The organism is Marinobacter sp. (genome assembly GCF_052094685.1).
Taxonomy (GTDB): Bacteria; Pseudomonadota; Gammaproteobacteria; order Pseudomonadales; family Oleiphilaceae; genus Marinobacter.
The window spans coordinates 16,645-28,889 of sequence record NZ_JBQDKB010000046.1; the positions used below are offsets into that span (position 1 = coordinate 16,645).

A 12,245-nucleotide genomic window follows, 5' to 3' on the forward strand; every position below is an offset into this window, starting at 1 on the left:
CTATTTTAACCGTCTGAATTCTGTTTGCTTGCGCGATGCTTTGGGTTCTCTAGTCTTAACCAACCGAGCCTTCAAGGCTGACTTCCAAAAGCTTGCCGGCCTCAACCGCAAACTCCATGGGAAGCTCCTTGAACACTTCTTTACAGAAACCGTTCACAATCATGGAAACGGCTTGTTCCGGATCTATGCCGCGCTGGCGGCACAGGAACATTTGCTCGTCACTGACCTTAGAGGTGGTCGCTTCGTGCTCCACGATCGCCGATTTATTCAAGCTCTCAATGTACGGGAAGGTGTGCGCGCCGCAGCGGTCGCCGATTAGCAGCGAATCACACTGGGTGAAGTTACGCGCGCCTTCTGCACGGGGGCCGAATTTGACCAGGCCGCGATAGGCGTTGGAGCTTTTGCCGGCCGAAATACCTTTGGAGATGATGGTGCTGGACGTGTTTTTGCCCAGGTGGATCATCTTGGTGCCGGTGTCTGCCTGCTGGAAGTTGTGGGTGAGAGCTACTGAGTAGAACTCGCCCACACTGTTTTCACCGCGCAGAATGCAGCTGGGGTATTTCCAAGTGACGGCAGAGCCGGTTTCCACCTGAGTCCAGGAAACTTTCGAGTTCTTGCCGATACAGGCCGCACGCTTGGTGACAAAGTTGAAAATGCCGCCTTTGCCGTTTTCATCGCCCGGGTACCAGTTCTGCACCGTGGAGTATTTGATCTGAGCGTCGTCCAACGCGACCAACTCGACCACCGCTGCGTGCAGCTGGTTTTCGTCGCGCATGGGGGCAGTGCAGCCTTCAAGGTAGCTAACATAGCTGCCTTCATCTGCAATGATCAGAGTGCGCTCGAACTGGCCCGTGTTTGCCGCGTTGATGCGGAAATACGTAGACAGTTCCATGGGGCAACGAACGCCCTTGGGAACGTATACGAAGGTTCCGTCGGAAAAAACGGCGGCGTTCAGTCCGGCAAAGTAGTTGTCCGTGTGAGGCACAACGGAGCCGAGGTATTTCTGAACCAGCTCAGGGTAGTCGCGGACCGCTTCTGAGATAGAGCAGAAAATAACACCTGCTTTCGCCAGTGGCTCTTTGAACGTCGTGGCTACGGAAACGGAATCAAACACCGCATCCACGGCAACGCCCGCGAGTTGAGCACGCTCATGCAGAGGAATGCCCAGCTTTTCATAAGTTTTCAGAAGCTCGGGATCGACATCATCGAGGCTCTGAGGCATGTCTTCTTTGCGCTTGGGGGCGGAGTAGTAGGAAATCGCGTTGTAGTCGATTTTCGGATAGCCCACATGCGCCCAGTCTGGCTCTTCCATCTCGAGCCAGCGACGATAGGCTTTGAGGCGCCATTCCAGCATAAATTCCGGCTCTTTCTTAATAGCAGAAAGGCGGGCGATAACGTCTTCATTCAAACCTGGCTCGAACGTCTCGGTTTCGATTTCTGTCACAAAACCGTGTTCGTAATCCCGTTTGATCAGTTCGTTCACCTCTTGGTCGGTGGTCGCCATGATCGTCGCTCCGTATTCTCTCATCGTGGGCTCTAAGGCCCTTGGTTTGCCGGCAACCAGAGTGGGTTGCGGGGGCCTAATCTAATGCTTCTGGTTCGAGATTGTACAATACCAGAGTAAATTAGTCAGGTATTAAATTTTGGGAAAACCGATTATAGCGTAATACACCCGGCAGAGGCTAAGTCTGGCGGGTGTTGTGCGGCTTTGGTATGAGCTTGTACGGAGGCTAAAGCTCCGTGGAGCTTTAGCCTTCTGGTGGCAGAATACGGGTTAAATAGCTGTGTTCCAGCGTATTAGGTGTCTGGGGCGGGCGAGGAATGCGAACGATATGGCCGCTGCCTGGTGCGTAGTCCATAGCAACGCCGTTTCGGTTTTCCATAACAGGTATCGAAAACTGCAGGTTGCCGGAAGGTGTAATCAGCTCAAGCCGATCGCCAGGGGCAAACTTGTTTTTCACATCAACGGTCAGCCATTGGCCATTGTCGTCGGTGATAGTGCCAACGACTTGCTGAGTGCCCAAATAGGATGAGCCTCGCTCATAGGTTTGGTATTCCTCGGGCATGTGCCGGCGCAAGAAGCCTTCGGTGTAGCCGCGACTGGACAGAGCTTCCAGCTCGTTCATCAGGCCCATGTCGAAGGTTTTGCCCTGTACCGCTTGGTCAATTGCCCGGCGATAAATCTGGGTGGTGCGTGCCACGTAATAAGTGCTTTTGGTGCGCCCCTCTATTTTCAGGGAATGCACGCCCATGGCTGCCAGTTCGGCTACATGCTGCACGGCGCGCAGATCTCGGGAGTTCATGATGTAGGTGCCGTGTTCATCTTCATAGGCGGGGATATAGCTGCCGGGGCGGTTGGGTTCTTCCAGCAGGATTTCTTTCGGCTCGTAGCTTTGAACATCGCTTTGGGCCGATGAGGCAATCAAATCACCCGTGTGGTCGTGAGCGTGCTGAACTTCTTTGTAGTTCCACCGACAGGCATTGGTGCAGGCGCCTTGGTTTGCGTCCCGGTGGTTCATGTAGCCGGAGAGCAGGCAACGACCGGAATAGGCCATGCACAGTGCGCCGTGAACAAATACTTCCAGTTCCATGTCTGGAACCCGCTCGCGGATGTCGCGAATTTCGCCCAAGGCGAGTTCCCGAGACAGAATGACCCGGCCGATGCCCTGGCGACGCCAGAATTCTACCGTAGCCCAGTTCACTGCGTTGGCTTGCACGGAAAGGTGAATGGGTTGGTCTGGCCATTTTTCCCGCACTAGCATAATCAGGCCCGGGTCGGACATGATCAAAGCGTCTGGCTTGTGCTCCAGTACCGGTGCCAGGTCCCTCAGGTAGGAGCGCACTTTGTCATTGTGGGGTGCAATGTTGGATACCAGGTAGAACTGCTTGCCCAGCGCGTGAGCTCTTTGTATGCCGGCCCCGAGGGCGGTGGCGTCTTTAAAGCTGTTGTTGCGTACCCGCAAGGAGTAGCGGGGCTGGCCAGCATAAACGGCATCTGCACCATAGGCGAATGCGGTTTCAAGGTGTTCAGGGGTGCCGGCAGGTGCCAGCAGTTCCGGGATGTTCATCGAGGCTCCGGGTAGGTCAGTGGTTCGCTATTTTGCCGCAAGCTAATTCACTTTCCCTTGACCCTGCTCAAACGTCTTATTGATTGTTTTCAGCTAACATGTGTACGCTGTAGGCCGAAGCTGACCGAGTCAGTGTGTAAGTAAGGAGAACCGAGGATGGCATTAGAGCCTCTGAGCCCAGAGGTGGTGCGGGTTTCATTGAGTAACAGAGTGAGTTCACTGATCAGTGTTCAGCTTGCCCGTGGCAAGGTGGGCGTTGAAGTGGTGGCGTCACAGTTACACATGAGCCGGTACACGCTTCATAAGAAACTGAAGCGGGAGGGGTTAACCTTTGCCCGTCTGCTGGAAGATGTGCGCCGTAAGCAGGCGTTGACTTATATGCAGGACAAAACCAAGCCGCTGGTAGAAATAGCCGAACAGCTTGGGTTTTCAGAGCTGAGTGCATTCAGCCGGGCGTTTAAGCGTTGGATGGGTACATCCCCGGCTGAATACCGCTCTGTTAAGCTTTCCTGATTTTGATCAGACCTTTTTGAATACCAATGTTGCGTTGGTGCCACCGAAGCCAAAGCTGTTGCTCATCACGAGATCCAGGTTTTGGTTGTCCATCCGCTCGCGCACAATTGGGTAGCCTTCAGCGCCTTCGTCCAGGTTCTGGATGTTGGCTGACGGGGCAATAAAGCCTTCTTTTTGCATGATCATGCTGTAGATGGCTTCATGAACACCAGCTGCGCCCAAGGCGTGACCGCAAAGAGGCTTGGTAGAGCTTAGCGGCGGAATGTTGTCGCCAAAGGTCTGTTTCAGGGCGTTCAGTTCTGTTACATCACCGGCTGGTGTGCTGGTGCCGTGGGTGTTGATGTAGCTGATTTCGCCATCCAGGCCCTTCATCGCCTGCTGCATGCAGCGTATGGCGCCTTCGCCGCTAGGGGCAACCATGTCGGCACCGTCTGATGTGGCGCCAAAGCCAACCAGCTCCGCAATGATATTTGCGCCACGAGCCTCTGCATGTTCCAGAGCTTCGAGCACTACAGTGCCGCCGCCGCCGGAGATAACAAAGCCATCTCGGTCTTTATCGTAGGTGCGCGAAGCCATTCCTGGGTTGTCGTTATATTTGGTTGAAAGCGCGCCCATGGCATCGAACATTAGGCTTAGTGTCCAGTGGATATCCTCACCACCGCCGGCCAGCATGACATCTTGGCGCCCGAGAGCAATCTGGTCTGCCGCATGGCCAATTGCGTGCGCACTGGTTGCGCAGGCTGACGTAATGCCATAGTTGATGCCAGTAATGCCGAAGGCTGTGGCGATAGTGGCATTTATGGAGCTGCCCATGGTGCGAGGCACGCGGTATGGGCCAACTTTGCGAATACCTTTTTCCCTATGGGTGTCAATGGCGTCCATCAGTTCGACAGTGGATGCGCCGCCAGTGCCGAAAACAGCGCCCGTGCTGTTCGCCGTGAGGTGTTCTTCGGTTAGCCCTGCTTGCTCAATGGCCTCGCAAGCCGCGAGATACGTGTAGGCAGCCGCTGGGCACATGAAACGCAAGAGCTTGCGGTTAATCAGTGCTGGTAGGTCCAGATCAATCTGGCCACAAACGTGGCTGCGCAAACCGTTATCACGAGCCTCTTCGCTGAAGCCAATGCCGGGTATGGATTCCCGTAGGGAACGAGTTACTTCTTTCTGATTGGTGCCTAGGCTGGAGACAATCCCCATACCGGTGATAACAACACGCCGCATCTTGCTAACTCCTAAAAATCATCGGTGGAAGAGAATACGCCAACCCGCAGGTCTTTGGCTGTGTAGATTTCCTTGCCATCCACTTCCATACGTCCGTCGGCAATCGCCAACGTAAGTTTACGTTTGATCACGCGCTTAATGTCGAGGTAATAGCGCACTTTTTTGTTGGTGGGCAGGACCTGGCCGGTGAATTTTACTTCTCCGGCGCCCAGTGCGCGGCCTTTACCTTCGCTGCCGTCCCATGCCAGGTAAAAACCCACCAACTGCCACATGGCATCAAGGCCAAGGCAGCCTGGCATGACGGGGTCATCCACAAAATGCACTTTGAAAAACCAAAGGTCTGGGTTAATGTCCAGTTCCGCTACCAGGCTGCCCTTACCATAAAGGCCGTCATCCGTACCTACGTGGGTGACACGGTCGACCATCAACATTTCATCAATGGGCAGCCGCGTGGCGCCCGGGAAAAGTTTGCCATGACCGCATTTAATCAGGTCTTCTTTGTCAAAATGATCCGGGTTCATAGTGCCATTGTCTCTGTTACAGAATGATTTACTGATACTTTAGCTGGTATTTCGCCAGTCGCTATTGACCATTAGTGGCTATTTGGTGATTTTCAACCAACGCGACCGTCTGGCCGAGGGCTTGCGAGTATTTTTGTGTAGCGCACCAAAAACATGCCATAGGCGAAAATCCAGAGCAAGCTACTACTGCCAATCCCAGGGTGCCAGGGTATGATATCAAGCGCAGTAAGTACGCGAATGACAGCAGCAAGCTGAACAGCAATAAACGCGACAACCATACCTTTTGGGAGTACCAATGGGCGGCCAGTGTGGCCCAGCGTTACTCGGGCGATGACTCCCAGAATAAGGCAGCTGACGGCGCCTGTGCCCGCTGCGTGGCTCCAGGCATTGGACGGCCAGCCGGCAAACAAAGTGCCGGCCAAGAGGTACAGAGCAATAGGCACCCAGAGAATCGACAGATGCAGAACCCACAGTAAGGGATCTTTGCGCGCCAGCCAGCCCTTCCAGTTAGCCAGACGAACCAGTGTAAGGGTGCCGGCGACAATAGCCAGAACGCCGGTGAGCGTTTGCCAGCCGGTAACCAGTGAAGCGGTTAGCAGGATCATGGAAAATAAGGCGGCCATGTCTAGCGCCGGGACAGTTTTTACAGCGCTGGGGTCCAACCCGCGCTGGCGCAGCCAACCGGTTGTAAACGCTGGAGTGATGCGCCCGCCAACAATACCGATCAGCGCCATGGCGATAATTAGTGCACCGTGGCTGAAGGCCATATCCAGGCGAGTAACAAACCCGATCTGCATCAACCACAGAATGCCCAGAACCACCAGAATCATTAGCTGCCTTTTTTGTTTGGCATGCCAAACACGCCATCCGGTATCCAACATTACTAGTGGTAAGAAGGCGAGGTTAACGACTTGAACCAGCCAGTCTGGTACATCCGCGCCAAATGCCAGCAGCAGTCGCCCGGCTAGCCAAACACCCCACAGTATTACAAGCCGGAAGCCATGAGTGCGCTCAGTTTGGGTCCATACGCACACCGCCGTCAGCAAGAACCCGGCGATGGCTGCCGACAAGAACCCGAACAGCATTTCGTGTTGGTGCCAAAACAGCCCCGGCATTGCCAGTGGCATGTTGATAGTGCCAGTTACTTGTAACACCCAAGCCGGGATCACTAAGAGTGCCAGTAAGGTCATGGATAGAAAGAATATTCGGAATGGATAGCTGAACAGCTGGCTAATGCTGGCGGAATCGGTTTTGGAAGATGTGGGGATCGCTTGCATGTTGGTTCCTGCTAATACATATATGTTATTTATATGTTAACCACCCGCGGGCTGAAATAACATACCCGGTTGGGAGTATCTTTGCGTACAATGCCGCTATCGTTTTGATTCACAATGGAATGATTTATGAGCTCATACGTGATTTTGAAGCATGTTCACATGACTGCGGCGTACCTTACCGTTGCCTTGTTTACATTACGACTACTGTTCGATGCCGTAGGAAGACCCGGTTGGCGCCAGACCCCGCTACGCTGGATTCCTCACGCAAACGACACGGTGCTACTGATCGCAGCCATCAGTCTGCTGTTTGTTGGGGGTTGGAACCCGCTCAGCCAGGGTTGGTTGTTGGCCAAGATATTCTTACTGTTGGGCTATATCGCCGCCGGTCTCTTCGCTCTGAAGGTGACCGTGTCGCGCCCGGTTCGACTTGTGGCGGCAGTGCTGGCGTTGGCTCAGGTATCGGTTATCTTTCATCTTGCGATGACCAAACCAGTTCTGTTTTAAATAGAAATTCGATAGCAGGTTCAACCTGGAGGTATAGAAGCCACCATGACTGTCTCGAACGCTCTGACCCGTAGCATTAAAGCCCCGTATCCCATCATCTAGTAACCGATGGTCGGCGTTTCAGCGCCAGAGCTTGCAGCCGCCGTATCAAATGCTGGCGGATTAGGCTCGATCGGAATAGGGGTAAGCACGGTGGAAAAGGCGCGAGAGATGATATCGGCAACCCGCGCGTTGACCGACAAGCCATTTAACGTCAACGTTTTCTGTCATCAGGCAGCGGTTCCAGACCCGCAGCAGGAATTGGAGTGGATCAAACATCTTCAACCGTTTTTCGAGCAGTTTGATGCCGCGTCTCCCTCACAGTTAACCACGCCGTACCAGAGTTTCAATGAGAACCGGGCTACCCTGGACATGCTGCTGCAGGAGAAACCCGCGGTTGTCAGCTTTCATTTCGGGTTGCCCCCTGTGGATTGGATTCAGTCCCTTCGCGACGCAGGCATTGCAACCTTTGGCTGTGCAACAACTCTTGAGGAAGCCTTGGTTGTTGAAGCTTCAGGTGTCGATTTCGTTGTGGCTCAGGGCTCCGAGGCGGGAGGGCATCGCGGAGTGTTCGAACCAGAGAAGGGTGATCAACGGCTGGGCACGCTGGCTCTTACCCGTCTGGTTTGCGCCACGGTAAAGGTTCCGGTTATTGCAGCAGGGGGGCTGATGAATGGGCAGGCAATCAGCGCCGTATTGGAAGCCGGTGCGGTGGGTGCTCAGCTGGGAACAGCGTTTATTCTCTGCGCGGAATCCGGGGCCAATGCCAATTATCGCGCTGTACTGAAAAGTGACCGCTGCCGGAACACGCAGATCACCAGTGCGATTTCAGGACGCCCAGCCAGGGGTATTGTGAACCGCTTTCACACGGAAATTGATCGGTTGGATGCACCAGCAATACCCGGTTACCCAATGGCCTATGATGCAGGAAAAGCCCTGGCAGCCGCTTCTGTGGCCAAGGGCAGCCTGGAATTCTCCGCTTATTGGGCTGGGCAAGGCGCTCCGCTGGCCCGAGAGATGCCTGCGGGTGAACTGATCGCAAACTTGGTGCGAGAATGCGGGTTTTCCTGACTGGCGCCACACGCACAGACATTCGAATATACTCCGTATATGGCAGCATCCGGCGTAAACCTTCACCTGCGAAGTTATGATAACGAGGGCAAACAACACACTCACGGTCACCACCAACTGGTGTTGCCCCTGCTGGGTAAGCTCTCGCTGTCTGTCGACAAAACCGAGGGTGCTGTCGCGCGTAACCGGGCCGCTGTTATCCCGTCCGGACGTGATCACGGGTATTGTGCAACGGAGGTAAATCAGTTTCTGGTGGCTGATTTGCCAGAGTCCCTGGCCCCGGCACTGGATCGGCTTCCCTTCTTTGTTGACCTGGATCCGGCCTTACTCCACTACGTCCAGTTTCTGCACTCGCAATTGTCAAACGGTGCGGGGTCATCCCACACAGAGCACCAGATGTTGCTGCTGTTAATTCAGCTTCTACAGGAACGGCACGGCGACAAACTGAACCTGGACCGGCGAGTATCTGCGGCAAAGCAATTCATTGACGATAACTTCCACAGAAAAATTACCGCTGCCGAACTCGCGTCTGTGGCCCACCTGAGCATTCGACAGCTTAATGAGCTGTTTCGTGTACAGATTGGCATGACACCGCACCATTACCTGACCGAGGTGCGAATGCAGGAATCCTGGCGTTTACTGGCGCAGTCAGACCTTGATATTCAGCGTATAGCCGATTGTGTGGGCTACCGCTCACTTTCGGCGTTCAGTGATCGCTTTTCCCGCCACTTCGGCAAATCACCCAGTCATTTTCGCCGAAAGTCGAAATAAGTCTGCCGTAATCCGAAAGCTTGCCTGGCCTGTGGGGTTATAAAATCCACCCTTCTGAACCCTTTAACCGGCAATTTTCACCTGCAACTTTCCGAGGGTAGTTATGGCGACCATTGTTACGGCGACCTGGATAGGCTCCATCTCTGTATTTCTCTGGGGAACGCTTGCACTGTTGACCAAGCTTACCGGTGGGGACATTCCGGAATTTCAGTTGATGTCGATGACGTTTGGCATCGCATTCTTGCTGATGTGTGTTCGCTGGTTTCTGGCGGGCCATTCTGGAACCCGGTATATAAGCCAGCCGCCCTTGGCCTGGTGCATCGGAGTTGGCGGTCTGTTCGGTTACCATTTTGCCTATTTCAAGGCGATGACCCTGGCGCCCGCGATAGAAGTGAGCCTGCTAGCCTATCTCTGGCCGTTGTTTATTGTGCTGATGTCGTCGCTGTTGCCGGGTGAGTCCTTGCGCAAACCCCATATCCTGGGGGCGAGTCTTGCGCTTGTGGGGTGCTGGGTGCTGGTTGGAAGGAACAGTGCAGGCTTTACTGTTGGCAATATCGGCGGTTATGCCGTGGCATTCAGTTGTGCGCTGATCTGGTCGTCATACTCTGTTCTGTCCCGCTTGGTAAAAAATGTCCCAACCGATGCCGTAGGGTGGTTTTGTGGTGTGACCGCTGTTCTGGCTCTGGTGTGTCACCTGATTTGGGAAACAACGGTGTGGCCAAGCGGGTGGGTTCAATGGGCTGGCGTGCTAGGCCTGGGTTTGGGGCCGGTCGGTATCGCCTTTTTTACTTGGGACTATGGCGTGAAACACGGCAACATCCAGTTGCTGGGCACTCTGGCTTACAGTGCTCCGCTTATTTCCGTGGTATTGCTGATCGCCGCAGGTTACGGGGAAGCCACAAGTGCTGTTATGGCCGCCAGTGTTCTGATCGTGTTGGGCTCTTTAATTGCCGGCAGGGCAAAGCGGCAGCCGGTGCCCGAGCCTGACACGATTTATTGATCAATCTTTGTTACGGAGGAGTTGAAGATGATTCGTTGGGATGACTTTGAAAAGGTAGAGCTACGGATCGGCACGATCATCGAGGTGGAGGATTTTCCTGAAGCACGAAAACCCGCCTACAAGTTGAAAGTGGATTTTGGTCCTGAAATCGGCGTTCGTAAATCCAGTGCCCAGGTCACTGACCTCTATGACAAGGAAACGCTTAAAGGCAAGCAGGTGCTGGCCGTTACCAATTTCCCTCCCAAACAGATCGGCCCTTTCGTGTCTGAATGCCTGGTGACCGGGGTGCACACGGAGGCGGGTGGCGTGGCCTTGGTAACCCCGGATTTTGCGGTTGAAAATGGTGGGAGGCTGCTTTGATCGAGCTCACCTGAAACACTCACAAAGACCTGCTGCTGGCCAATGTCAGGCCTGATATTCATTGACATTGCCCCGTTCCTTTTGTAGAACGTTCTTTAAATGGAACAGTCAGGAAGCAGTTCAAGTGGATCAACTCTCTCTCCAAACCCTCGGGCGACAGCTCCAGTCCCTGCGCATGGCTCGTGGATGGTCGCTTTCCCGGCTTGCCGCAGCAGCGGGTGTTGCCAAATCGAATTTGTCCCGCCTGGAACAGGGCAACGGCAATCCGACCCTGGATACCATCTGGCGGCTGGCCGGCCAGCTCAACGTGCCATTCGGCACCCTGGTTGCGCCCATTGGTGTACCGGTTGGTGATGAGGGTGTGCAGGTACGGCTTGTAGATCAAGGAGGCGACGATCCCCGGGTGGATGCCTACTGGATGTCCTGTGCCCCCAATACCACTCGGGTAGCTGAGGGTCATACGCCGGGGACCGTGGAATCCGTCACCGTTATCAGTGGTCAGTTGGAAGTTGGTGTGACGGAGCACGCCAGGCACCTGCAGGCCGGCCAGAGCCATTCATTCAACGCGGAAAATCCCCACATCTATCGCACCCAGGATGCCTGGGCAACGCTGCTGGTGACCATCGTGTACCAGAAGGACGGTGAGACGCCATGACCGATCATGCGATAAGTGTGCACCGGCACGCCTGGGTAAAGGGGATGCGGGATGCGATTCCGTTGCTGGGCGGGTACATACCGGTAGCAACCTCATTTGGCCTCATTGCCAATCAGGCCGGCTTCAGCAGTTGGGAGGCGATCATTATCTCCCTGGTCATTTATGCCGGAGCATCCCAGTTCCTGTTTGTGGGAATGGTTGCCTCAGGCGCACCCCTGTGGCTTGTGGTACTGATGACGCTGTTGATCAATGCCCGGCATCTGGTTTACGCGCCCAATCTCGCGCCCTGGTTAACCGGCAGTCGGCGGTGGCTCTGGCTGATGCACGGGCTGACGGACCAGATCTTTGCCCTGGCCCATACCCGCCTGCCGGCTATGCCGCCCTCGCAACGCCTGGGGTGGTTCACGGGGGCCATGCTTCTGGCCTGGTTCAGCTGGGTCGGCGGCACGGCCCTGGGCGCCATTGCGGGGCAGGAGCTGACCGAGCGCTGGCCATTGCTGAACGACATCATGCCCTTCGCGCTGCCGGCGCTGTTCCTGGTGCTACTGGCCCCGAGGTTCACCTCCTCGCTATGGGCCGCGGCGTTGGGCTGCTCGATTGTGGTGGCCTTGCTGTTCGCGGCCAATGGTCTGCCCAATGTGGCGATACCGGTTTCCGCGCTTCTGGGCGCTGCGGTGTTCTTTGTGGTGCAAGCCAATACGCGGGCGGAGGTGCAATACAATGGCAAGTGAGCTTTGGGTGGCCGTGATGGTTGCGGCGGTGGGCACCTTGCTGATGCGCTTGCTGCCGCTGGTGTGGATGCAGAGGCGCCTGGGCCGGGAGGACAGCCAGGGGAGTACAGCGGCCATGCCTGGATGGCTGGGTGTCCTTGGCCCGGTGATGATCGCCGCAATGCTGGGCACCTCACTGGTACCGGCAACCGCAACCCTGAATGCCTGGTTAGCAACCGCCGTTGGGGTGTGTATCACCCTGCTGGTCTGGTGGAGAACGAAATCACTGGGCTGGCCTGTTATCTGGGGCGTTGCGGCGTTTGGTGTGGTCAGGGTTCTCGCTTTCGTTGTGAGTTGATCTGATCATTGTCGGGATTACACGTGAGAGCATGGCTCAGATATCATTCGGGCTTGGCCAACGCGGGGTAGAGTGCACCGCTACCGAGGATCACTGCCGGCCCGGCGCAGAGCGGTAATAGCCAAGAGCGTCGATCCGGCCACTAGCGGTCGCGCTGTCAGGAGGCGTGATGAACCGGGC

Annotated in this window: 14 protein-coding genes; 9 read left to right on the forward strand and 5 right to left on the reverse strand. The window is 55.4% G+C overall.

The genetic code is table 11. From position 1 onward, the window contains the following. Positions 1-55 precede the first annotated feature (55 nt). Together sufB and trhP are read right to left on the reverse strand one after the other, a co-directional pair. The gene (sufB, locus tag ACTH3S_RS10720) at positions 56-1,504 is read right to left on the reverse strand and encodes a Fe-S cluster assembly protein SufB (protein WP_441809003.1); all 1,449 of its coding nucleotides are present in this window, start codon (positions 1,502-1,504) and stop codon (positions 56-58) included. Between the two features lie 244 nt (positions 1,505-1,748). After that, the gene (trhP, locus tag ACTH3S_RS10725) at positions 1,749-3,068 is read right to left on the reverse strand and encodes a prephenate-dependent tRNA uridine(34) hydroxylase TrhP (RefSeq protein WP_441809004.1); all 1,320 of its coding nucleotides are present in this window, start codon (positions 3,066-3,068) and stop codon (positions 1,749-1,751) included. A 156-nt stretch (positions 3,069-3,224) separates the two neighbouring features. On the opposite strand from trhP, the gene ACTH3S_RS10730 reads away from it, so the two are divergent. Beyond that, positions 3,225-3,581, forward strand: coding sequence for a helix-turn-helix transcriptional regulator (locus tag ACTH3S_RS10730; RefSeq protein ID WP_441809005.1), 357 nt, complete (start codon positions 3,225-3,227; stop codon positions 3,579-3,581). Positions 3,582-3,587: 6 nt separating this feature from the next. Here the strand turns inward: ACTH3S_RS10730 and ACTH3S_RS10735 are convergent, their stop codons facing one another. From ACTH3S_RS10735 to ACTH3S_RS10745, 3 genes are all read right to left on the reverse strand, one after another. Then, positions 3,588-4,799 (reverse strand): beta-ketoacyl synthase N-terminal-like domain-containing protein, encoded by a 1,212-nt coding sequence (locus tag ACTH3S_RS10735; protein ID WP_441809006.1) that lies wholly within the window; start codon positions 4,797-4,799, stop codon positions 3,588-3,590. An 11-nt stretch (positions 4,800-4,810) separates the two neighbouring features. Beyond that, positions 4,811-5,320 (reverse strand): bifunctional 3-hydroxydecanoyl-ACP dehydratase/trans-2-decenoyl-ACP isomerase, encoded by a 510-nt coding sequence (gene fabA, locus ACTH3S_RS10740; RefSeq protein WP_441809007.1) that lies wholly within the window; start codon positions 5,318-5,320, stop codon positions 4,811-4,813. 92 nt (positions 5,321-5,412) lie between these two features. Then, positions 5,413-6,597 (reverse strand): NnrS family protein, encoded by a 1,185-nt coding sequence (locus tag ACTH3S_RS10745; RefSeq protein ID WP_441809008.1) that lies wholly within the window; start codon positions 6,595-6,597, stop codon positions 5,413-5,415. Positions 6,598-6,723: 126 nt separating this feature from the next. Here ACTH3S_RS10745 and ACTH3S_RS10750 point away from each other — a divergent pair, with 126 nt between their 5' ends. The 8 genes from ACTH3S_RS10750 (at position 6,724) to ACTH3S_RS10785 (ending at position 12,065) form a co-directional block, all read left to right on the forward strand. After that, positions 6,724-7,101, forward strand: coding sequence for a SirB2 family protein (locus tag ACTH3S_RS10750; protein WP_441809009.1), 378 nt, complete (start codon positions 6,724-6,726; stop codon positions 7,099-7,101). A gap of 108 nt (positions 7,102-7,209) precedes the next feature. Continuing rightward, the gene (locus tag ACTH3S_RS10755) at positions 7,210-8,211 is read left to right on the forward strand and encodes an NAD(P)H-dependent flavin oxidoreductase (protein WP_441809010.1); all 1,002 of its coding nucleotides are present in this window, start codon (positions 7,210-7,212) and stop codon (positions 8,209-8,211) included. A 39-nt stretch (positions 8,212-8,250) separates the two neighbouring features. Next, positions 8,251-8,982: a helix-turn-helix domain-containing protein gene (locus ACTH3S_RS10760; RefSeq protein ID WP_441809011.1), complete on the forward strand. Its 732-nt coding sequence runs from the start codon at positions 8,251-8,253 to the stop codon at positions 8,980-8,982. A 103-nt stretch (positions 8,983-9,085) separates the two neighbouring features. Next, complete coding sequence (yddG, locus tag ACTH3S_RS10765; protein WP_441809012.1) at positions 9,086-9,982, forward strand: aromatic amino acid exporter YddG; 897 nt, start codon at positions 9,086-9,088, stop codon at positions 9,980-9,982. A gap of 21 nt (positions 9,983-10,003) precedes the next feature. Next, entirely contained in the window at positions 10,004-10,342 is a 339-nt protein-coding gene (locus tag ACTH3S_RS10770) for a tRNA-binding protein (protein ID WP_441809013.1), read from the forward strand. Positions 10,343-10,466: 124 nt separating this feature from the next. Next, the gene (locus ACTH3S_RS10775) at positions 10,467-10,997 is read left to right on the forward strand and encodes a helix-turn-helix domain-containing protein (RefSeq protein ID WP_441809014.1); all 531 of its coding nucleotides are present in this window, start codon (positions 10,467-10,469) and stop codon (positions 10,995-10,997) included. Then, positions 10,994-11,728: an AzlC family ABC transporter permease gene (locus tag ACTH3S_RS10780; protein ID WP_441809015.1), complete on the forward strand. Its 735-nt coding sequence runs from the start codon at positions 10,994-10,996 to the stop codon at positions 11,726-11,728. Before ACTH3S_RS10775 ends, ACTH3S_RS10780 begins: the two co-directional genes overlap by 4 nt. Next, a complete protein-coding gene (locus ACTH3S_RS10785; RefSeq protein ID WP_441809016.1) occupies positions 11,718-12,065 on the forward strand; it encodes an AzlD domain-containing protein in 348 nt (115 codons plus the stop codon). Before ACTH3S_RS10780 ends, ACTH3S_RS10785 begins: the two co-directional genes overlap by 11 nt. Positions 12,066-12,245: the final 180 nt, after the last annotated feature.